Origin of the sequence: Methylovulum miyakonense HT12, from assembly GCF_000384075.1 — a bacterium.
Classification (GTDB): domain Bacteria; phylum Pseudomonadota; class Gammaproteobacteria; order Methylococcales; family Methylomonadaceae; genus Methylovulum; species Methylovulum miyakonense.
In genome coordinates this window covers 1,514,474-1,537,277 of the sequence record NZ_KB913025.1, presented here as the reverse complement: position 1 = coordinate 1,537,277, position 22,804 = coordinate 1,514,474, and the positions used below count along the sequence as shown (strand labels likewise).

General features: G+C 52.7%; 19 protein-coding genes. 17 read left to right on the top strand and 2 right to left on the bottom strand.

The window, feature by feature from the left end:
* Positions 1 to 135 precede the first annotated feature (135 nt).
* The 3 genes from nifJ (at position 136) to METMI_RS0108050 (ending at position 5,621) form a co-directional block, all read left to right on the top strand.
* Complete coding sequence (gene nifJ / locus METMI_RS0108060; RefSeq protein ID WP_019865772.1) at positions 136 to 3,870, top strand: pyruvate:ferredoxin (flavodoxin) oxidoreductase; 3,735 nt, start codon at positions 136 to 138, stop codon at positions 3,868 to 3,870.
* The gene (locus METMI_RS0108055) at positions 3,863 to 4,891 is read left to right on the top strand and encodes a dihydroorotate dehydrogenase-like protein (protein ID WP_019865771.1); all 1,029 of its coding nucleotides are present in this window, start codon (positions 3,863 to 3,865) and stop codon (positions 4,889 to 4,891) included. The genes nifJ and METMI_RS0108055 overlap by 8 nt, the downstream gene beginning before the upstream one ends.
* 349 nt (positions 4,892 to 5,240) lie before the next feature.
* Positions 5,241 to 5,621, top strand: coding sequence for a group II truncated hemoglobin (locus METMI_RS0108050; RefSeq protein ID WP_029151548.1), 381 nt, complete (start codon positions 5,241 to 5,243; stop codon positions 5,619 to 5,621).
* A gap of 21 nt (positions 5,622 to 5,642) precedes the next feature.
* Here the strand turns inward: METMI_RS0108050 and METMI_RS0108045 are convergent, their stop codons facing one another.
* Entirely contained in the window at positions 5,643 to 6,056 is a 414-nt protein-coding gene (locus METMI_RS0108045; RefSeq protein WP_019865769.1) for a UPF0158 family protein, read from the bottom strand.
* Positions 6,057 to 6,191: 135 nt separating this feature from the next.
* Here METMI_RS0108045 and ppsA point away from each other — a divergent pair, with 135 nt between their 5' ends.
* The 13 genes from ppsA (at position 6,192) to METMI_RS0107980 (ending at position 17,293) form a co-directional block, all read left to right on the top strand.
* Entirely contained in the window at positions 6,192 to 8,603 is a 2,412-nt protein-coding gene (ppsA, locus tag METMI_RS0108040) for a phosphoenolpyruvate synthase (RefSeq protein ID WP_019865768.1), read from the top strand.
* Between the two features lie 388 nt (positions 8,604 to 8,991).
* On the top strand, positions 8,992 to 10,815 hold the full coding sequence (locus tag METMI_RS0108035; RefSeq protein ID WP_019865767.1) for an NAD(P)H-dependent oxidoreductase subunit E: 1,824 nt from the start codon (positions 8,992 to 8,994) through the stop codon (positions 10,813 to 10,815).
* On the top strand, positions 10,808 to 11,524 hold the full coding sequence (locus METMI_RS0108030) for a 2Fe-2S iron-sulfur cluster-binding protein (RefSeq protein WP_019865766.1): 717 nt from the start codon (positions 10,808 to 10,810) through the stop codon (positions 11,522 to 11,524). Before METMI_RS0108035 ends, METMI_RS0108030 begins: the two co-directional genes overlap by 8 nt.
* Positions 11,514 to 12,053, top strand: a complete 540-nt coding sequence (locus METMI_RS0108025; protein ID WP_019865765.1) for an NADH-quinone oxidoreductase subunit B family protein — start codon at positions 11,514 to 11,516, stop codon at positions 12,051 to 12,053. Before METMI_RS0108030 ends, METMI_RS0108025 begins: the two co-directional genes overlap by 11 nt.
* Before the next feature lie 138 nt (positions 12,054 to 12,191).
* On the top strand, positions 12,192 to 12,380 hold the full coding sequence (locus METMI_RS0108020) for a type II toxin-antitoxin system HicA family toxin (protein WP_019865764.1): 189 nt from the start codon (positions 12,192 to 12,194) through the stop codon (positions 12,378 to 12,380).
* A complete protein-coding gene (locus tag METMI_RS0108015; RefSeq protein ID WP_019865763.1) occupies positions 12,380 to 12,787 on the top strand; it encodes a type II toxin-antitoxin system HicB family antitoxin in 408 nt (135 codons plus the stop codon). The genes METMI_RS0108020 and METMI_RS0108015 overlap by 1 nt, the downstream gene beginning before the upstream one ends.
* Complete coding sequence (locus METMI_RS0108010; RefSeq protein WP_019865762.1) at positions 12,784 to 13,509, top strand: HNH endonuclease; 726 nt, start codon at positions 12,784 to 12,786, stop codon at positions 13,507 to 13,509. The genes METMI_RS0108015 and METMI_RS0108010 overlap by 4 nt, the downstream gene beginning before the upstream one ends.
* 90 nt (positions 13,510 to 13,599) lie before the next feature.
* Entirely contained in the window at positions 13,600 to 13,839 is a 240-nt protein-coding gene (locus METMI_RS0108005) for a DUF2442 domain-containing protein (RefSeq protein ID WP_019865761.1), read from the top strand.
* A 53-nt stretch (positions 13,840 to 13,892) separates the two neighbouring features.
* Positions 13,893 to 14,129, top strand: a complete 237-nt coding sequence (locus METMI_RS0108000; protein ID WP_019865760.1) for a hypothetical protein — start codon at positions 13,893 to 13,895, stop codon at positions 14,127 to 14,129.
* Positions 14,126 to 14,386, top strand: a complete 261-nt coding sequence (locus tag METMI_RS0107995) for a Txe/YoeB family addiction module toxin (protein ID WP_019865759.1) — start codon at positions 14,126 to 14,128, stop codon at positions 14,384 to 14,386. The genes METMI_RS0108000 and METMI_RS0107995 overlap by 4 nt, the downstream gene beginning before the upstream one ends.
* A 77-nt stretch (positions 14,387 to 14,463) precedes the next feature.
* The gene (locus METMI_RS0107990) at positions 14,464 to 16,005 is read left to right on the top strand and encodes a Ni/Fe hydrogenase subunit alpha (RefSeq protein WP_019865758.1); all 1,542 of its coding nucleotides are present in this window, start codon (positions 14,464 to 14,466) and stop codon (positions 16,003 to 16,005) included.
* Entirely contained in the window at positions 15,998 to 16,498 is a 501-nt protein-coding gene (locus tag METMI_RS0107985; RefSeq protein ID WP_019865757.1) for a hydrogenase maturation protease, read from the top strand. The genes METMI_RS0107990 and METMI_RS0107985 overlap by 8 nt, the downstream gene beginning before the upstream one ends.
* 384 nt (positions 16,499 to 16,882) lie before the next feature.
* Positions 16,883 to 17,293: a hypothetical protein gene (locus tag METMI_RS0107980; protein ID WP_019865756.1), complete on the top strand. Its 411-nt coding sequence runs from the start codon at positions 16,883 to 16,885 to the stop codon at positions 17,291 to 17,293.
* 103 nt (positions 17,294 to 17,396) lie between these two features.
* On the opposite strand, the gene METMI_RS0107975 is transcribed toward METMI_RS0107980, so the two are convergent.
* A complete protein-coding gene (locus tag METMI_RS0107975; RefSeq protein WP_029151546.1) occupies positions 17,397 to 19,508 on the bottom strand; it encodes a putative bifunctional diguanylate cyclase/phosphodiesterase in 2,112 nt (703 codons plus the stop codon).
* Between the two features lie 601 nt (positions 19,509 to 20,109).
* Between METMI_RS0107975 and METMI_RS0107965 the strand changes: the two genes are divergently transcribed.
* Positions 20,110 to 22,791 carry a bifunctional acetate--CoA ligase family protein/GNAT family N-acetyltransferase gene (locus METMI_RS0107965; RefSeq protein ID WP_019865753.1) on the top strand — a complete coding sequence of 894 codons (2,682 nt, stop codon included), beginning with the start codon at positions 20,110 to 20,112 and terminating at the stop codon, positions 22,789 to 22,791.
* The last annotated feature ends 13 nt before the right edge of the window (positions 22,792 to 22,804 follow it).

The following is a 22,804-nucleotide window of genomic DNA, read 5'->3' as shown; positions in this document are numbered from 1 at the left end:
CCCTATTGGGTAATAAATACCCCACACACCGCCGCCGCCATTTGCCTGAGTTATTTTATGCCCGTCCGCCACGGTCATTGTTTTCGATTTGCAGATTTATAGCGCCGTATTTTTACCCATCGCCAGAGGTATTTTATGCAAGTACAGCAAACCGCAACCATCGACGGCAACCAAGCCGCCGCCGCCATCGCCCACAAGCTCAACGAAGTCATCGCCATTTACCCGATCACGCCCGCCTCGCCGATGGGCGAATGGGCGGATGAATGGTCGGCACGCGGGCAAGTGAACTTATGGGGGACGGTGCCGCAAGTCATCGAAATGCAAAGCGAAGCAGGCGCGGCGGGGGCGATACACGGCGCCTTGCAGGCCGGGGCGATGGCGACCACCTTCACGGCTTCGCAAGGCTTGTTGCTGATGCTGCCGAATATGTACAAAATCGCTGGCGAACTCACCTCCACGGTGTTCCATATCGCCGCCCGCTCGCTGGCCTGCCAAGCCTTGTCGATTTTTGGTGACCATAGCGACGTGATGTCGGCGCGGATGACAGGCTTTGCGATGCTGTGCTCGAATTCGCCGCAGGAAGTGCAGGATTTTGCCTTGATAGCCCAAGCCGCGACCCTAGCGGGGCGTATCCCGGTGATGCACTTTTTTGATGGTTTTAGGACTTCGCATGAAATCGCCAAAATCAACCTGCTTGATGATGCGATATTGACGGCAATGGTTGACGAAACCGCGCTGCACGCGCACCGCCAGCGCGGTTTGTCGCCAGACCATCCGGTGCTGCGTGGCACGGCGCAAAACCCCGATGTCTATTTCCAGGCGCGGGAAGCGGTGAACGGCTATTACCAGGCCATGCCGCAACTCGTCCAAGATGCGATGGACAAATTCGCTGGCTTGACAGGCCGCCAGTACCAATTGTTTGAATATGTCGGCCCGGCAAACGCCGGGCGCGTCATCGTGCTGATGGGTTCAGGTGCGGAAGCGGCGCAGGAAACGGTGGATTATCTGAACCGCAACGGCGAAGCGGTGGGGGTGCTGAAAGTGCGGCTGTTCCGCCCCTTCGCCGCCGATGCATTGATCGCCGCCCTGCCCGCCACCTGCCGGAAAATCGCCGTGCTGGACCGCACCAAAGAACCGGGCGCGGACGGCGAGCCGCTGTACAAAGATGTCGTCACCGCCATCGCGCAAAACCCTGGCAAATTCTCCGGCTTCCCGACCATCATCGGCGGGCGCTATGGTTTGTCATCCAAAGAATTCACGCCCGGCATGGTCAAGGCTATTTTTGACGAACTGAAACAAGCCCAACCGAAAAACCAGTTCACCATCGGCATCCATGATGATGTCACCCACACCAGTTTGGCCTGGGATGACAGCTACCGCACCGACGCCCGTAGCGGCACTTTCCAGGCCATGTTTTACGGTTTGGGCAGTGACGGCACGGTCGGCGCGAACAAAAACACCATCAAAATCATCGGCGAAGAAACGGACTTATATGCGCAAGGCTATTTTGTCTACGACTCGAAAAAATCCGGCGCGGTCACGGTATCGCATTTGCGTTTTGGCGCCAAACCCATCCGCTCCACTTACCTGATCGCCGACAACGACGCGCAATTTATCGGCTGCCACCAAACCATTTTCCTGGAACGCTACGAACTGCTGGAAAACGCGGCGGATAACGCCGTGTTTTTGCTGAACACGCCACAAACTGCCGATACGGTTTGGGAATCGCTGCCAGTACGGATGCAAACACAAATCCGCGCCAAAAATATCCGTTTTTATGTGATAGACGGTTACAAAGTCGCTGGCTTGTGCGGCATGGGCAAGCACATCAACACCATCATGCAAACCTGCTTTTTCGCCATTTCCGGCGTGTTGCCCAAGGCTGACGCGATTGCCGCGATCAAACATGCGGCGGAGAAAACTTACGGCAAAAAAGGCCAGCGCGTTGTTGAATTGAACTTCAAAGCCATAGATGAAACTTTGGCGAATTTGTACGAGGTTGATTGGCGTGCAAAAACGGTTTTGGATTCCGATTGCGCCATCGCTTCGCGCATCCCAACCACCGCCCCCGACTTCGTGCAACAAGTCACCGCCCAGATCATCGCCGGACACGGCGACCTGTTGCCCGTCAGCGCCATGCCCATCGACGGCACTTACCCTACCGGCACGGCGGCTTACGAAAAACGTAATTTGGCTTTGGAAATCCCGGTCTGGGAAACGGATTTATGCACCCAATGCGGCAAATGCGTGATGGTGTGCCCGCACGGCGTGATCCGCAGCAAAATCTACGAAACCGAATTGCTGGCCAACGCGCCAGCAACGTTCAAACATGCGGCAATGCTGGGCAAAGACTTTCCTGAGGGCTTGGCGATGAGCTATCAGGTGTCGTCAGAAGATTGCACGGGCTGCACGCTGTGCGTGGACATTTGCCCGATCCGCGACAAGTCCAACGCCAGCCGCAAGGCCCTGAACATGCAGCCGCAACCGCCGTTGCGTGAAAGCGAAAAGGTCAACTGGGAGTTCTTTTTGGGCATCCCCGAATATGACCGCCGCCTGCTGAAAACCAACACCATCAAAGGCTCGATGGTGTTGCAACCCTTGTTTGAATTTTCCGGTGCATGTGTGGGTTGTGGCGAAACACCGTATTTAAAGCTCGCCTCGCAATTGTTCGGCGACCGCATGGTCATCGCCAACGCCACCGGTTGCTCGTCCATTTACGGCGGCAATTTGCCGACCACACCGTGGACAAAAAATGCCGACGGGCGCGGCCCGGCGTGGAACAATTCGCTGTTTGAAGACAATGCCGAATTTGGTTTGGGCATCCGCGTCGCCATCGACAAAAAGACCGGTTATGCGCGGGAACTGCTTTTATCATTGCGGGACGCTATCGTTGTAGGATGGGCTGACGAAGGAAGCCCATCAATCGCGGACGAAGGGTTTCGTAGCTCGGCAACTGCTCCCTACGTTGCCCTACCTCCTGCATCCATGCAGTCGTCAGCCCATCCTACAGACTGGGTGGACGCTATTTTAGAAGCCGACCAATCCGATGAAGCGGGCATTTACGAACAACGCGAGCGGGTCGCGGAATTGAAACAATGCTTGGAGGCGATGACTGACAGCAAAGCCAAGACTTTGTTGGAACTTGCTGACAACCTGTGCAAAAAAAGCGTCTGGATCATCGGCGGCGACGGTTGGGCCTACGACATCGGTTTCGGCGGACTCGACCATGTGCTGGCCAGCGGGCGCAACGTCAATATCCTGGTGCTGGACACCGAAGTCTATTCCAACACCGGCGGGCAAACGTCCAAATCCACGCCGCTGGGCGCGGTGGCGAAATTCTCCGCGGGCGGCAAAGCCACGGCGAAAAAAGACTTGGCCTTGCTGGCGATGGACTACCCGAACGTCTACGTCGCCCATGTCGCTTATGCGGGCAAGGACACGCAAACCCTGAGCGCATTCTTGGAAGCCGAAGCCCACGACGGGCCGTCCATCATCATCGCCTACGCGCCGTGCATCGCGCATGGCGTGGATTTGTCCAACAACCACCGCCAACAAAATCTGGCGGTGAAAAGCGGGCATTGGCCGTTGTTCCGGTTTGACCCCGGCAAAATCCAGCAAGGCAAAAACCCCATGCACCTGGATTCCGCCGAACCGTCCATCCCCTACCGTGATTTCGTCATGAGCGAAACCCGTTTCAGCATGTTATGGCAAAGCCAACCGGAGGCGGCGGAAGCGTTTTTAAAACAGGCGCAGCAGGACGTCAGGCACCGCTACCATTACTACAAACAATTGTCGGAATTGAACTGGGATGAAAACACCTCGGTTTCGGCGGTTAAAGCACAGATAAAAACAGAGGCCAACCATGATTGATTTAACCACCGTTGACTTAAGCACAAACTACCTCGGCCTAACACTGGCCAACCCCCTGGTGCCATCCGCCTCGCCACTCAGCAAAGACCTAAGCAGCGCCTTGGGCCTGGAAGATGCCGGGGCAGCGGCTTTAGTCATGTACTCGCTATTTGAAGAAAAAATGGAATCCGAAGCCCAACAGCTGGAGCGTTTTTTTTACCAACAAGCGATAGGCCACGGCGAAGCCGACTCTTTCCATCCCTTGCCGGATAACGTGCGGACTTACCAAGACCAGTATCTGGAACATTTGCAAAAACTAAAAAGCCGCCTCAATATCCCCGTGATCGCCAGCCTGAACGGCACGTCGATAAGCGGCTGGCTGGATTACTCATCGGCCTTGCAAGAAGCCGGGGCGGACGCCTTGGAACTGAACATCTACCATCTCGCCGCAGACAGCGACGAAAACAGCGTGACTGTCGAAAACCGCTACACCAACATCCTGCAAGAACTTAAACGCAACATCAGCCTGCCGATTGCCCTGAAATTGTCCTCACAATTCAGCTCGCCGGTCAATTTTGCCAAACGTTTGGCGGCGGCGGGAGCCGACGGCTTAGTGCTGTTCAACCGCTTTTACCAGCCCGACATTGATTTGGAAACGTTGCACATCGTGCCGAAACTGGAGCTGTCCACGCCCGCCGAAGCTTTATTACGCATCCGCTGGACAGCATTGATGTACGGGCGGGTCAACACCTCGCTGGCGGTCACCGGCGGTTTCCACCACACACCGGAGATTTTAAAGGCCTTATTGGCGGGCGCGGACATTGTGCAACTGTGCAGCGTGTTACTCATGCACGGCCCGGAACGCCTGCGTGACTTGCTCACCGAGCTGGAAAACTGGCTGGTCGAGCATGAATACCAATCCATCCAGCAACTCAAAGGCAGCGTCAGCCAACAACATGCGATAGACCCCAGCGCGTATGAACGGGCGAATTATGTGCAGGTGTTGGATAATTATTCTTATCCGGCGGGGGTGTTGCGGTAATATTGTTAGCCTGATTTTTTTTGGAAATTAACATGCCGCGCTTTTTTGTGATGACTTTTGCCATTATGGGCATTTATCTGGTGCTTTGCTTAAGTCTGTACCTCGCCCAACGGTCTTTAATTTACTATCCAACACCCGGCGCTAACTCGTAACACGCATTTTGTAGGGTGCAATAGGCGATAGCCGTATTGCACCGTATGTTAACCTCAAACATCCGGCGCATTACGCTATCGCTAATGCGCCCTACACATAAAACTGTAACGCGAACGATGCGCCTCCTATCGTCGGCACATCCTACAATCTAATTATTCACCATCAACAACTTACCAATCTTACAAAACAATTCGCAATGACAACCCAAACACCTTACGGCGCAATGGGTGGTGAACAAGCCATTCTTAACTTGGTCGACCGCTTTTATTTTTACATGGATACCTTACCCGAAGCGGCAGGCATTCGTGCTATCCATCAGGCCGATCTTTCCTCCGCTAAAAACAAATTGTTCAAGTTTCTGTCAGGCTGGTTAGGTGGCCCTAATTTGTTTATTGAAGAATTCGGTCATCCTATGTTGCGTGCCCGCCATCTACCGTTTGCGATTGGCGAATCTGAACGCGACCAATGGATGTTGTGCATGAATAAGGCGATAGCCGATATACCGATGGATGCCACACTGGAAACTAATCTCCGCAATGCGTTGCAACAATTGGCAACGCATATGATTAATCAATAGCTTGGTAACCCAGCCACAAAATCAACCATCTACCTCAACCCCATTCTCCTCGCACCATTCCCGTATCGCCCGCTCTTGGGCATCGGCTTGATATTGATGCCATTGGTCTAACAAATCATGGTTGTCTAACAGCGATTTATACCTCGAATACGCGCCTTTTTTCCTAAATATGGCTTGCACCTCGCTTGCCGCATCCGGCAAAAATTCATACACAAATTCCATCACTAAATGTTTACCCAAATCCAGTTCGTGATTGCTGGGAATCTCCAAATAATTTTCACCGTCAATATCTTCCGGCAAATCTTCAAGACCGAAACCCTCTTCAGATTGCCAATAAATTTCACCACTGGTTTTATGCAAAAAGGCTTTATTTTCATAAGGCGAAGCACTGACAAAATCTATGGCGGCGATTAGGTCTGCTAATTTTATGTTCATGCGTATCCCTTTAGTAACTGGTAATATACCCGAAAGAAGTAAGTTTATTGATGGCTCCAAAACACTAAGCCGGAGGACGGGCAAAATACCGCCCAGCCCAAATCTCCCCAAAACAAAAACAACTGGAGAAACAAGATGATCACTAATAACTACATCCGCTGGTTCAACGAACTAAGCATAAATGACATCCCCCTAGTCGGCGGCAAAAACGCCTCACTAGGCGAAATGTACCAGGAACTCACGCCGCAAGGCATCCTCATCCCCAACGGTTTCGCCATCACCGCCGAGGCTTACCGTTATGTGCTGGACAAGGCCGATGGTTGGACAGGGTTGCATAAGGCTTTGGATGCGTTAAACCCCGACGATGTCAACGACCTGGCCAAACGCGCCCTGCAAGCCCGCGAGATTATCTACGCCGCGCCATTGCCTGATGATTTAATCAAGCAAATCCTCGCCGCCTACGCGCAATTGCAAGCCCAATATGGCGAGGACTTAAGCGTCGCGGTGCGCAGTTCGGCCACCGCCGAAGATTTGCCGACCGCCAGTTTCGCAGGCCAGCAAGACACTTACCTGAACATACGCGGCGAGCAAGCTTTGTTGGAATCGTGCAAACGCTGTTTTGCCAGCCTGTTCACCGACCGCGCCATCCACTACCGCATCGACCAAGGTTTCGACCATTTCAAACTGGCCTTGTCCATCGGTATCATGAAGATGGTGCGCTCGGATTTGGATGCCAGCGGCGTGATGTTCTCGCTGGACACCGAATCCGGTTTTAGCGATGTCGTGTTCATCACCGGGGCGTATGGCTTGGGTGAGAACGTCGTGCAAGGCGCGGTCGATCCTGATGAATTTTACGTCCACAAACCCACGTTCCGCCAAGGCCACCGCGCCGTGCTGAAACGCACCTTGGGCGCGAAAAAAATCAAGATGGTTTACAGCGACGGGCGCACCCGTGAGCCGACCCGCAATATCGTCACGTCTGAGGAAGAGCGCGGGCGTTTCTGCTTGGACGATGCCGACGTGCTGACCCTAGCCGATTACGCGCTGAAAATCGAGCAACATTACAGCGACAAGGCCGGACACGCCAAACCGATGGATATGGAATGGGCGAAAGACGGCCTCGACGGTAAGCTCTACATCGTCCAAGCGCGGCCTGAGACTGTGGTGTCGCAACTCAGCGGCATGGTCTTGGAACAGTATGTGCTGAAAGGCAAAGGCCAAGCCATTGTCACAGGCCACGCGGTGGGCAGCAAAATCGCCACGGGGACGGCGCGGATTATCGGGCATGTCAACCAACTCGGCAGTTTCAAGGCGGGCGATGTGCTGATAGCCGACATGACCACGCCCGATTGGGAACCGGTGATGAAAATCGCCTCCGCCATCGTCACCAACCGCGGTGGCAGGACATGCCACGCGGCGATCATTTCCCGCGAGCTGGGCGTTCCGGCGGTGATTGGTTGCGATAACGCCACGACCACGATTAAAGACGGCTCGCCCGTGACCGTGTCCTGTGCCGAAGGCGATAACGGCAAAGTCTATGAAGGCGTTTTGGATTTTGAAATACAGACCACAGACCTGTCCGGCCTAAAACGCCCAAAAACCAAGATCATGCTCAACATCGGCAACCCTGAACTGGCCTTCAAGACCAGCTTCTTGCCCAATGACGGCGTGGGTTTGGCGCGCATGGAGTTCATCATCACCGAATACATCAAGGCGCACCCGATGGCCTTGCTGCATCCTGAACGCGTCCAAGACGCCGATGAATTGGAGCAACTGACCGAACTGACGCGCAACCACCCTACCCCCGCCGATTTTTTCATCCAACGCCTATCCGAAGGCGTGGCGACGATTGGCGCCGCGTTTTATCCCAAACCTGTGGTCGTGCGCATGTCCGACTTCAAAACCAACGAATACGCCACGTTGTTGGGTGGAAAATGGTTTGAATTCAATGAAGAAAACCCGATGATAGGCTTCCGTGGCGCGTCCCGCTACAGCCATCCGGCGTATGCCGAAGGCTTTGCATTGGAATGCGCGGCAATGAAACGGGTGCGTGAGGATATGGGATTGACGAACGTGATCCTGATGATCCCGTTCTGCCGCCGTATCGACGAAGCCCAACGCGTGTTGGCGTATATGGCGGAACTGGGTTTGGAGCGTGGCAAAAATGGCTTGGAAATCTATGTGATGTGCGAAATTCCCAACAACGTCATCCTGATTGATGAGTTTTCCAAACTATTCGACGGTTTTTCCATCGGCTCCAACGACTTGACTCAATTGACCTTGGGTGTGGACCGCGATTCCGCCATTGTCGCCGCTGATTTTGACGAGCGCGATGCGGGGGTTAAGGAAATGATCCGCCTGGCCGTGACCGGGGCGCACCGCAACCATAGGCATTGCGGATTATGCGGGCAAGCCCCGTCGGATTACCCTGAAATGGCGGAATATCTGGTAAGTTGTGGTATTGATTCCATGAGCTTAAACCCGGACACGGTACTAAAAACCACCCAACTGGTATTGGAAACGGAACAGCGCTTAGGTAGGGCTTAGGTTTATACTTTTTTTCAAAATTAATACGAAAACATCATAAATGCCGCAATAATGGCGTGTACCCAATGGAATAAACAGGGCAAGGGCAAGCGCATATAAATAAATTAAACAATCAATAAGTTACAAAATTTCGGGTTTGCCGACACCAACCCAGCATCAAGACAAGAGTGCTGGAACGGGTTTGTAACCCGTTCCGTAACGTTTTTAGTGTCTATTAGGTGGCTCAAAACGTTAAGGATGGGGTTTCAAACCCCATCCCGCATTCATCTATACGACGTTAAAATATAAGTCATTGATATTTTATTCATTTTATATGCGCTTGCCCTGATGGAATAAAGACAAAACAGCATTGCCCACCATCACTTTGAAACTTAAAGCAGAGCAGCCTATGAAACCATTTATTCAGGATCTCGCCGCACAACACGGCCATCAAGCCACGCATTTGCTTGCTATGTTGCGGGCCGTGCAAGCCCGTTTCCACTACATCCCAGAACAGGCCATCGGGCAACTGGCCGGGCTATTGTCTATCCCGCGCACACAAATTATCGGCGTGGCCGAGTTTTACAGTTTTTTCCATTTACAGCCCAGAGGCCAGTATGAATTGCTGGTCAGCGATTCGGTCACCGACCACATGCTAGGCAAGCATCAGTTAATGGGCTATCTGGCTGAAAAATTAAAGGTTACAGTCGGCGGGGTGCGTGGCGATGGCATGGTCAGCCTGGACAATACCTCATGCACTGGCCTCTGCGACCAAGGCCCGGCGGGTTTGGTCAATGGCCGTGCGTTGACACGCTTGGACGTCACAAAAATTGACTTGATTGCCGGGTTGATCGACCAGCAAAAACCGCTGGAGCAATGGCCCGCCGAATTATTCCAGGTGGCCGATAACATTTATCAGCCCGGCCTATTGCTAGGCCAGCCCATCGCCTATGGCTCCGCCTTGGAGGCGACATTTAAACGCGGCTTGCAGGAAACGCTGGCGGAAATCACCCAATCCGGTTTGCGGGGTCGGGGCGGGGCAGGCTACACCACGGGCTGGAAATGGCATTTGTGTTATGAAGGGCCGGAAGAAGATGCGTTTTGCGATATAGACGCGCAAAAAAAACCGCAACGCTATGTCATCTGCAACGCCGATGAAGGGGAGCCCGGCACGTTTAAAGACCGCGTGTTGCTGAACCGCTATGCCGACCAGGTGTTTGAGGGCATGACGGTGTGCGCGTCCATCATCGGCGCGGAGCAAGGCTTTTTATATTTGCGCGGCGAATATTTGTTCTTGTACGACAAACTGCAAACGGTGTTGCAACAACGGCGCGACGCTGGTTTGCTGGGCACAAATATCTTAGGGCAAGGCTTTGATTTCGACATTGAAATCTGCCTGGGCGCAGGGGCTTACATTTGCGGCGAAGAATCGGCCCTGATCGAATCGCTGGAAGGCAAAATGGGCATACCGCGCAACCGCCCGCCGTATCCGGTCACCCAGGGTTATCTGGGCAAACCCACGGTGGTCAACAATGTCGAGACGTTTTTGGCGGCGGCGGCGATTGCCGTGCACGGCGGCGGCTGGTTCTCCGGCATCGGCACGGAAAAATCCAAAGGCACCAAAATCCTCAGCATCAGCGGCGATTGCGCCCGTCCGGGCATTTATGAGTACCCGTTCGGCACGACCATACAAACGATATTGGACGGTTGCGGCGCGGACGATGTGCTAGGTGTGCAAATCGGCGGGCCATCCGGCACCTTCATCTCCAACCAGGAATTCCACCGCAAACTGGCCTTTGAAGACCTGGCGACGGGCGGCTCGTTCATCATCTTCAACAACAGCCGCAATATCCTCGATATTGTGAATAACTTCACACATTTTTTCGCGCATGAAAGCTGCGGCTTTTGCACACCCTGCCGGGTTGGCACGTCCTTATTGAAAAAGCAGCTCGATAAAATTGTCGAAGGCCACGGCTCGGCGGGTGACGTGGTGGCTTTGGAAGAGCTGTGCCGTTTGGTCAAAAACCACAGCCATTGCGGACTAGGGCAAACTGCCGCCAACCCCATCATCACGACCTTGGAGCGTTACCCGGAGCTGTATCAGGCGCAATTGAAAAAAATCAGTTACGAGCCGGGGTTTGATTTGGATGCGGCTTTGGAAACGGCACGGCGCATGGCGAACCGTAACGATGCGGCGGCGCATTTGGCGCAAGTTGGAGAAGATCATGAGTAAAACCATCACCCTAGACGGCAAAACCATCCCGTTTGAAGACGGGCAAACCATCATGCAGGCGGCGACGGCGGCGGGCGTGTACATCCCGCATCTATGCCACCATCCTGAGTTCACACCGCATGGCAGTTGCAAACTGTGCACGGTCAAAGTCAACGGGCGCAACTGTTCCGCCTGCACCTTCCCCGCCGCCGAAGGCCAGGACGTGTTGAACAACACCCAAGAGCTGACCGACGACCGCAAAAAAATCACCCAAATGTTGTTTGTCGAAGGCAACCATTTTTGCCCGTCCTGCGAAAAATCCGGCAACTGCCAACTGCAAGCCGTGGCCTACCATTTGAACATGCTCGACGACCATTTCCCGCTGTTTTACCCGCACCGGGAAATGGACGCATCTCATCCCGATGTATTAATCGACCACAACCGCTGCATCTTCTGTACCCTGTGCGTGCGTGCCAGCCGCGAGCATGACGGCAAAGACGTGTTCGCCATCAGTGGGCGCGGCATCAACAAACATCTGATCGTCAATTCGGAAAGCGGCCAACTGAAAGACACCGATTTGGACATGCACGACAAAGCCGCGCACATCTGCCCGACCGGAGCGATCCTCATCAAACGCACTGGCTACCAGGTGCCGATAGGCCAACGCATTTACGACCACCACGAAATAGATGAAGTGAGCCTGTTAACGGAGCAACATCATGGCGAATAAAATCAGAGTCGCAACCACCTCGCTGGCGGGCTGCTTCGGCTGCCACATGTCGTTTTTAGACTTGGACGAACGCCTAGTCGCCCTCGCCGAACACGTCGAATTCGACCGCTCGCCGATCACCGACATCGAACACTGCTCCAACTGCGACATCGGCCTAATTGAAGGCGGCGTGTGCAATTCCGAAAACGTCCACACCCTGCGCGAATTTCGCAAGAACTGCAAAATCCTCGTGGCCGTCGGCGCGTGCGCGATCAACGGCGGCTTGCCCGCGATGCGCAACTTCATCCCGTTGGAAGAATGCCTGAGCGAAGCTTATCTGGACGGCATAGGTGTCGAAAACCCGCAAATCCCCAGTGACATCGAATTGCCGCTATTGCTGGACAAAGTCCGCCCGATCCATGAAGTCGTGAAAATAGATTATTACCTGCCCGGCTGCCCGCCATCGGCGGATGTGTTTTGGAAGTTTTTGACGGATTTGTTGGAAGGCAGGGAGCCGGAATTGGATTATGAATTGGTGCACTTTGATTGATAACAGACACAATCCGGTAGGGTGGGCAGGCTGTTTTGCCCACCTTTTATCACATCATCGTTACGCGTGGGCACAAAAGCATGTACCCACCCTACCAAGCCTAGATAATCGCGCCTAAATTTTTGTGTATAATTAACCATGAACAGCAAAGACGTCATCAAGCGATTAACCGACGAAGGCTGGCTTAATGTCGGCGGCAAAGGCGACCATTTAAAGTTCAAACACCCTGATAAACAAGGCCATGTCGTTGTGCCGCATCCGCGCAAAGACATGGCGATAGGCACATTAAGAAATATTTACCGGCAAGCCGGTTGGGAGTGGAAATAATGCTGTATCCCGTTTATGTCCATGTGGGCGATAAAACCCATGCACATGGCGTGACCGTCCCTGACTTCCCTGGCTGTTTCTCAGCAGCCGATGATTGGGAAGCGTTGCCCGCTATGATCCAAGAAGCCATTGAGTTGTATTGCGAAGGCGAAGACATGGACATCCCCGCCCCCACGCCATTAGAAAAAATCATCACTAATCCCAATTACCAAGGTGGCGCGTGGATGCTGGTGGATGTCGATACCTCCCGCTTATCCACCAAACCCATCCGTATCAATATTTCCTTGCCGGAAAATTTGGTACAAAGCATTGACCGTTATGCCAAGTCACATCACTTGACCCGTTCGGGATTTTTGGCGAAGGCGGCGTTGGCGGAGATACAGAAATTTGTTTCATTTGAATTATGAAAATAACAACAAAAATGATTGAGGCTGGTTACAAAGTATCAGTTGATGTGTATCAAGGGAAACTCGTTAAGAAAAAAGCAATTGATTATTTAGTAGATAAAATTGGAATGAATCGAAATTCAGCGTCTAGCTATATCCTCAATTTTAAGGCCATGATGGATGGCGAAAAATACGTTAGAACAAATAATAACGCAGAACAAACCGATTACCTTCTTACTCACATTTTCAGGGACTATGGCGTTATCAAATTAGGTAATGCGATTAAATCCGCAAATAAGCACATCGAATATTATGAAGGTCTTGGTAAAACAAAATTAAAAAGCATAAAAACCATAATCGCTCAACATGAGAAAATTCTTTCCTCGAACATGATACCAATTTATCCAGATGAGCTGGATAAAACTGAATCGTTATTTGAAGGCATTCCAAAAACTGTTCAAGTAAATTCTTATGAAAGAAATCAAGTTGCCAGAGCCAAATGTATTGAACATTATGGCGTTCAATGTGTAGTTTGCGGTTTTGATTTTGAAAAGGCGTACGGTGAAATTGGCAAAGGATTCATACATGTACATCATCTAACGCAACTGTCCGAAATTCGAGAAGGTTATGAGGTTGATCCAATAAATGATCTCAATCCTGTTTGCCCAAATTGCCATGCTATGCTGCATAAGAGAAACCCTCCTTATGCAATTGATGAGATTAAAGTTAAACGAAAAATTTAACGCTGGTTCCCAAGCTCCAGCTTGGAAATGCGGGCAACTTAACTTCAACTTGTTGCCCCCCTATTGCTATCGAACTGTTAGAGTAATGTCATGTTCCATCAAATTAAGGCTATAGAACCCAATGCCAAAAATCACAGCATCAAAATAACCTATAGCGATAACGCGATAATTACCGCCGATTTCAGCGATTTACTGGAAAAAGGCGTGATGACAAAGCTAAAAAATCCAGTTGTTTTTAACCAAGTGCAAATCGGTAATAAAGGGCGTTCCATTATTTGGCAAGAACAGGCTATTGATTTTTGCGCCGGCAGCTTACGGTTGAAGTTTTAATCCTTGTCTCCAAGCTGGACTTGGAGACAAGGATATTTTTTACAGGAAAAACCATGTACACACTCTATAAAATCAACGCTGACGAGTTAAACGAGAATTTTTTGGCCTCAGTAAAAGCACAATTTCAACACAAAAATATTGAAATTGCTATTTGCGAAACGGCAGAAACCGAGCAAGATGAAACCGATTATTTACTGGGCAATCCGGCAAATAAAGCCCGGTTATTGGCGGCACTGGATAATGTCAATAAAGGCCACTGCGTAACGGTTGATTTAGATGTTTTGTCATGAACATTGTTTTTGAACAAAGTGCTTTTGAAGATTTTACGGATTGGGCGAGCGGCGACAAAAAACTTTATAAGCGTTTGGTTAGCTTGATTAAGGAAACTGCACGTAATCCGTATACGGGTTTAGGTAAACCCGAAGCCTTAAAGCATGAATTACGGGGCTATTGGTCACGACGTATTAATGATGAGCATCGCTTGGTTTATAAAGTTGAAGCAGATAAGCTCATTATCGTAAGTTGCAAATATCATTATGAAAAATAAGTGCAAACGATGGGCATCCCTCCATTAGGTCCATCCTACAACCGATCCTTGCTACATAGCCCAAACCGAGAGCCATCATGTACGAACATTTAGAAACCGCCGCTAACCGTGACACGTTAAAACGTGTCGTTGTCGATCCTGTGTCGCGCGTGGAAGGCCACGGCAAGGTCACGTTATTGCTGGACGAAAACAACAAAGTCCAGCAAGCCCGTTTGCATATCGTGGAATTCCGTGGCTTTGAACGCTTCATCCAAGGCCGCCCGTATTGGGAATTGCCGGTGCTGGTGCAGCGGCTGTGCGGCATTTGCCCGGTCAGCCACCATTTGGCGGCGGCCAAAGCCATAGACCAACTGGTCGGCGTTGACCCGGAAAGTTTGCCCGTGTCGGCCGACAAACTGCGCCGCCTGCTGCATTTCGGGCAAGTGTTGCAATCCCATGCCCTGCATTTTTTCCATCTCTCCAGCCCTGATCTGTTGTTTGGCTTTGAAAGCGACATCGGCAAGCGCAACATCATCGCGGTGCTGACGGATTATCCTGACATTGGCCTGCAAGGCGTGAAGATGCGCAAATACGGGCAAGAGGTGATCCGTATGGTGTCCGGCAAACGGGTGCATGGCACGGGCGCGATTGCGGGCGGTATGAACAAAGCCCTGAGCAAGGAAGAGCGCGATTATCTGCTGGCGGATATTGACCAGATCATCCAATGGGCTGTTGATTCGGTGGCTTTGATTAAAAAAGTCCATTGCGCCAACCTGCCGTATTACGATGAGTTTGCGACCATCCGCAGCAATTATCTGGGCTTGGTGAAATCTGACGGCGCGTTGGAGTTGTACCACGGCGGCATCCGCGCCAAAAATGCCGCTGGCGAAACCATCACCGACCATTTCGATTATTGCTGCTATAACGACCTGATCCACGAAGAAGTGCGCTCGTGGACCTATATGAAATTCCCTTACCTGCTGTCGCAAGGCAAGGAAGATGGCTGGTACCGCGTCGGGCCCTTGGCGCGGGTGAACAACTGTGATTTTATCAACACGCCGTTGGCGGAAGCGGCGCGGGTCGAATTCAAAGCCCACGGCGGCGGCGCGGATTCCCTATCCGCTGCCGCACTCCCACCATCCCTGGCGGTCGAGGCGATGGTGCATAGCACGTTGGCCTTCCATTGGGCGCGGCTGATTGAAGTCTTGCACTGCGCGGAAAGCATCAAAGACTTGTTGCACGATGGTGATTTACTCAGCGGCGAGCTGGTCGCGCAAGGTGAGAAACGTTACGAAGGCATCGGCGTGATTGAAGCCCCGCGCGGCACCTTGTTCCACCATTACCAAGTCGATGAAAACGACATCGTCACCAAAGCCAACCTGATCGTGTCCACCACCAGCAACAACATGGCGATGAACGAATCGGTGCGCCAAGTCGCCGCCGAATACCTCTCCGGGCGCGAGTTGACCGAACCACTGCTCAACAACCTGGAAGTGGCGATACGTGCGTATGACCCGTGCCTGTCCTGCGCCACCCACGCGGTCGGCAAAATGCCGTTGCAATTGGAATTGCGCGATGTTGACGGCGTGTTGATCGACAAATTGGTCAAGCACAGCGACGGCGAGATTGAGCGTGCCTGAAACTAAGCCTGTTTTGGTCTTTGGCTATGGCAACCTTAGCCGTGGTGACGATGCTTTGGGGCCGTTGCTGTTGGAATACATCGAACGGCGTGAAAAACCGGTTTTGCGTGCCGTAGAGATACTCTCCGATTTCCAATTGCAAATCGAACATGCGCTGGATTTGGAAAACCGCGAGCTAGTGTTGTTTGTCGACGCATCGGTCGTGTGCGGCCATGCCTTTGATTTTGTCGAGCTCGCGCCCGCCAGGGATGACAGTTACACCACCCACGCCATGAGCCCGGCGGCGGTGTTGGCCGTTTATCAAAGCATAAAAAAACAAACTCCGCCCCCCTGTTTTTTGTTGAGCATCAAGGGGGAATCATTTGAATTGGGCGAGGGTTTGAGTGCAGCCGCTGAAACACATTTGGCGGCGGCATGTGAGTTTGCCGACGGTTTGCTGGATGGCTTGGATGTGGCCAAGTGGCGGCACCGGGCACAAGAAAAACCCCATTGACTTAGCCCCACCAACCTTTATCCGGAATAGGTTTGCTACCCGTTCCGTAACGTTTGACCTATCCACACGGGCTAAACGTTAAGGATAGGGTAACAAACCCAATGCCGTTAAGTTAAGGATTTTTCCGTTCGTCCTGAGCCCTTCGATACCTCAGGAGAGCCCTGTCGAAGGAAGAATGGAAAATCCGACACCCCTAAGTTAAACCGTTCGTGCTGAGCCTGTCGAAGCATGAACGGTTTAACTTAACGGCATTGGTAACAAACCTCGTCCCGCAAAAAACCATTCCCGCGAAAGTCCCCCACAATTTTAGGCATCTCATGGTACGCTATAAGCCTCCCTTCAATTTATCATTGAAGACCTACCACCATTATCCGGGCCCTTCACATGACCGATTGGACGCTAGAACGCGAAGCACAGCTTGCCTATTCCTATGAACGTTTTGCCCTAGCCAAAGATTTTGTGTTCCGAAAATGGTGCGAACAAGCTGCCGAACGTGGCGTCATCCCGCCTAACGACCTCTCCGGGGCTTGCAAATATGGCAGTTTGTTTATGAGCTGTGTGTTTGGCGGGGCTATCCATGGGCATTATGAACATCAGTACAATATTATCGACGGGCGTATCGTCGACCTCAGCCACGATGCGATGGATGTCGGCAGGATCACTAACCCCTACCTCCACGAACCCGACTACTTCGCCATCCCAGAAAAGCAGGCCTCGCTAAACGGTTGCTTGCCGCGTGTTGAAGGCTGGGTCACGCAATTTTTGGGGGAAATTGAAGACGCTAAAACGAGGTAAGATGGCCTGACGGGGAAAGCGTATGATGTACGCCCCCAAAGGCACAACCAGATGCCCCCCCTCAGTCCAATAGCAATTCCGGCCAATTTCTAAAAAAGAGGGGTCACATGTTTTTAGCCAGCAAATCCACAAACGCGTCAACCGGAAGGGGTTTGCTGAAATAATAGCCCTGAAATTCGTCACAACCTATCCCATGCAAGAACGCCTGCTGGTAGGTCGTTTCCACGCCTTCGGCCACCACCTTTATGCCCAAGCCGTGCCCAAGCGCGATGATGGCCTTAAGGATGGCGATATTGGTCGATTCAGTTTCCAGATTACCGACAAACACCTTGTCAATTTTCAGCCGGTCAACCGGAAAGTCCTTGAGATAGGCCATGCTGGAATAGCCGGTGCCGAAATCGTCAATCGCCAGCTTGATGCCAAGGGCTTTGAGGTCATGCAGCGTTTTGATGAAATAACTGGTGTCTTGGATCAGGCAGCTCTCGGTAATTTCCAATTCCAAGCATTGCGGGTCTAGCCCGGTGCTGTTGAGTGCCGACTCCACGATACTGACCAGATTATGTTGCCGGAACTGGCGCGGCGACACGTTGACGGCAATGGGGACAGGCCGCCCCATCAGCTTTTTAAATCCGCTGGCCGTGCGGCAGGCGGCCATCAGCACCCACAGGCCAATCTCTTCGATCTGCCCGGTTTCTTCAGCCACCGGAATAAAGTTCATAGGCGGGATCATGCTTTCACCGGGGGGCTGCCAACGGAGCAAGGCTTCGGCACCGCACACCTTGCCCGTTGCGAAGTCCACTTTGGGCTGGTAGTGCAGCAGGAATTCTTCGTTTTCTATGGCGCGGCGCAAGCGATATTCAATCTCCATCCGTTCCGTCAACACCTCATTGAGCTCGTGGGTGTAAAACTGGAAATTGTTGCGGCCCAACTGCTTGGCTTTGTACATCGCCGTGTCGGCATTTTTGAGCAAGGTGTTGGGGTCCGCCCCATCGCCAGGGTAGATGCCAATCCCGATACTGCAAGAAATGACAAAATCGCGCCCCTCAGCCATCCAAGGGGCGGACACGGCGGCAAGGATGCGCTGCATAGATTGCGTGATGTCATCAATTTTCTGGAGGCTGGTCAACAGCAGCACGAATTCATCCCCGCCTAAGCGTATCACCGTGTCAGATTCACGCACGCAAGCCGATAAGCGCCCCGCCATCGTCACCAAGAGCTCATCGCCGATATGGTGGCCCATGCTGTCATTGATATGCTTAAACTGGTCAAGGTCGATAAAGGCCACCGCCAACTTGCCGCCGTAACAATCCGTAAAGCCCATGCACTGCTGGAGCCTGTCAGCCAGCAAGGTGCGGTTGGGCAAGCCCGTCAGGCTATCATGGGTTGCCTGGAATTCTATCTGGCGCTCATAGTTTTTGCGCTCAGAAATGTCTTCCACCGTGCCTTCATAGTACAGCAGCTTACCGCTGGCATCACGGACTTCATGGGCGTTCTCCGAGATCCAGATAATATCGCCGTCCTTGCGGTAAACCAGAGCCTCGAAGTTTTGTACCTGCCCGCGCGCCTTCATCAACCCGGCAAATTCGGCACGTTTGCCGGAATCGACATAAAGCTGGTTTTGGATATCGCAAATGCTGCGCATCAGCTCGCTAGTCGAATCGTAACCATAGATCCGCGCCAAAGCCGGATTGACATTCAGGTACTGCCCGGAAGGGCTGGTCTGGTAGATCCCTTCAATGGCATTTTCAAAAATGGAACGGTAACGCTCCTCCGCCTCGTTCGCTAGCAGTTCGTTTTGCTTATGCTGGGTAATGTCCTTAATGAACCCTTCCAAAGCTTCCAGCCCGCCGTGTTCGTTGAAGATTGGCCCGCCACTTTCATGCACCCAGCGGATGCTGCCATCGGCATGGGTAATGCGGTAATCCACTTCGAAGTGTTCGCTGAGCAATATGGATTTTTCAATCCTCTTGCGCACCCACGCCCGGTCATCCACAAACGTCATCTCTTCATAAGTGATTTTTTTGTTAAACAGAAAATCTTCGGCGGCGTAACCCGTGAGCCCCAGACAGCCATCGCTGACAAACACCATCGTCCAATGCTCATCGGGCAGGCAACAATACACCATCCCCTTAAGGTTCCTCATCAGGGCGCCCAACATGCGCTCCTTATCCTCCAAAAAGTGACTCAGACTGGGGCTTACTTTTTTTTCTGTCATGAAATTACCTCAGCTTTACCGCATCAGAATGTGAAAAATTACCTAGCCGTAGTTTGCCGCATTTAATATGCAAAATTCATGCTTAATAATAGAATTTCTATAAAAACAAAATATTAGATACATCACAAAGGAAAATACCGCATTGAAATAGTGCGGAAACACCCTAATGCCCGGTCATTGATTTTTTGTCGGGCCAGCCTAAACCCGGGCGGACGGTTGTCCGCCTTGTTTATGGCCTGTGCCAACATCCGTAGCGATCAGGCGGGCAACCGCCCGCCCCTACGAAAATAATACTGACCATTCAACATTGACTGAGCACTAGAGCATCCGCCAAGCGGACACCTGTACTTTCGCCTATGCGGGATACGTGGATGATGGCGCCGGATAAGCCCAAAGACCTGCCACCCCCAAAATACCACGGCCAACGGCACAAAATAAACCACACCTTAGGCAATTTGGATACAGATGCCTAACCACCCACGATTAACCATTCGGGAAATGAAGCCGCCCCTTGCATCGTTTTTTTTCACGAAAATTTAATCAGGGATAACCCCAAAAATGCTACCCTTGGCCTATTTAATTCTTTCACAAAGGAGCCACCATGGGCCCACATTATTTAAGCCGTTTTTTCACCCCTAAAACCGTCGCCATTGTCGGCGCGTCCGAGCGCGAAGACAGCGTGGGTTACCGGCTATTGCTCAATATGCAGGAGGCCGGGTTCCAAGGCGGGTTGTATCCTGTCAATAACAAACGCGACACCTTGCTAGGCTTGAAGGCCTACCCTGATTTGACGTCAGTCCCCGAAGACTTGGATTTGGTGGTGGTCGCCACGCCCGCGCCCAGCGTGCCCGGCATAGTCCGCCAATGCGGCGAAAAAGGCGTCACTTCCATTATCATCATCACCGCAGGGTTTGGCGAATTGGGTGACGAGGGCAAACGCTTGCAGCAGGAAGTGCTGGACATTGCCCACCGTTACAGCATCCGCATCATCGGCCCTAATTGCTTAGGAGTCATCCGCCCTAACGGGCACTTGAACGCCACGTTTGGCGACGGTGTTGTCAAAGACGGTAGCTTGGCTTTGCTGTCGCAATCCGGCGCGGTGTGCACGGCAATTTTGGACTGGGCCAAATCCCAGGACATCGGTTTTTCCACCGTGGTGTCCATGGGCGGGGCGGCGGACATTGATTTTGGCGAGGTGCTGGATTATCTGGCGACCGACAGCAAAACCACAGGGATTTTGATGTATGTCGAAGGCATCCGCGATGCCCGCCGCTTCTTGAGCGGGCTGAAAGCCGCGGCACGCTTGAAACCCGTAATCCTGATCAAATCTGGCCGCCACGAAGCGGGCTGCAAGGCGGCGATGTCGCATACCGGGGCGATGGTCGGCGGTGACCATGTGTTTGATGCGGCGATTGCACGGGCCGGCGTGGTGCGGGCATATAGCATCACCGAACTGTTTTCGGCGGCGCGGATTTTGGCGAACAACTATGTCGTGAAGGACAACCGGCTGGCCATCATCACCAATGCGGGCGGCCCCGGTGTGATGGCGACCGACCGCGCCGAAGATGTCGGCGTGAAAATGGCGGGGCTTAGCGAAGCCAGCATCACCGCCTTAAACGCCGTGTTGCCGCCGCATTGGTCGCACGCCAACCCGGTCGATATTCTCGGCGACGCCACCTCCGAACGTTACCAACAAGCCTTGGACGTGTGCCTCGCCGATGACAACATCGACGGCATTTTGGTGATTTTGACCCCGCAAGCGATGACCAACCCCACCCAAGTCGCGCACAGCATTATCGACGGTGCAAAAGCCAGCAAAAAGCCGGTATTGGCGACCTGGACAGGCGGGGCGCGGGTGCAGGAAGGCCGCAACCTGTTCGCCAACAGCAATGTCGCGCACTTCAGTACGCCGGAAGTGGCGGTGGATGCGTTTTCCTTTCTGGCGCATTACATGCAAAACCAAATCCTCTTGAAACAAATCCCTATGCCGGGCGACGACTTGGCAACGCCGGATGTGGCGGGGGCGCGGTTGATCATCGAACGGGTACTGGCGGAAGGCCGCCAAGTGCTGACCGCACAGGAAGCGAAAGCGGTATTGGCGGCGTTCCATATCAAAGTGACGCAAACCATTAAAGTCTCCAACGCCAAAGACGCGATGATCGCCGCCGAGACCCTGGGGTTCCCGGTGGTGCTGAAAGTCAATATGGCCGAATTCAGCCATAAATCCGATATTGGCGGGGTGCGCCTGAACATCGGCAGCGTGCTGGACATATCGCGCCACTTCGTCGAAATGGAAACCGCCATTAAACAAAAGCATCCTGAAATCACAGAAGTCTGCATGACCGTCGAACCGATGTTCAAAGCGGTTAGCGGGCGGGAAATCATGATCGGCGTGGTCAGGGATCCGGTGTTCGGCCCGGCCATCAGCGTCGGTTTGGGCGGCACGATGGTGGAAATATTGAAGGACAGCGCGGTCGCCCTGCCGCCGTTGAACGCCTACATGGTCGAACAGATGCTGGCGAAAACCAAAGCCGCCAAATATTTGCGGGCCTTCCGGCAATTACCGCCCGCCGACACCCAAGCCTTGGTCGACGTGTTGCTGAATGTCTCGACCATGGTCAGCGAGTTGCCGGAGATCTTGGAGCTGGACATCAACCCGCTGATTGTCGACGAAAACGGCGCGGTTGCCGTCGATGCCCGTATCAAAGCCGAAGTCTCGCACCAACTGAACCGTTATGCGCACATGGCGATACATCCTTATCCGCATGAACTGGCCCAGCATCACCAACTGACCAACGGCACCAACATCACCATCCGCCCCATCCGCCCTGAAGACGCCGTGATGGAAAAGGATTTTGTCCACCGCTTGTCCGAAACAAGCAAACACTTCCGTTTCCGCCAAGCCCTGCATGAATTGACCCCGGAAATGGTCGTGCGCTTCACGCAAATTGATTATGACCGCGAAATGGCGTTTGTCGCCGTGACCGAGGATGCCAATATGCCTAACGAACTCGGCGTGGGGCGTTATATCAAAAATCCCGACGGCCATTCGGTCGAATTTGCCTTGGTGGTGGCGGACGATTGCCATTGTCTGGGAATAGGCACAAAGCTCATGAACGCCCTGATGCAAACCGCCAAAAACAAAGGCATCACGTTTTTTGAAGCGGAAGTGTTGGCTGTGAATAGCGGCATGTTATCGCTGCTGAAAAAACTGGGGTTTAGTGTCGAAACAGTGGCTGATACGCTTGATGTGGTAAGGGTGGTGAAGGATTTGCGGGTTTGATAAACAAAGCGGG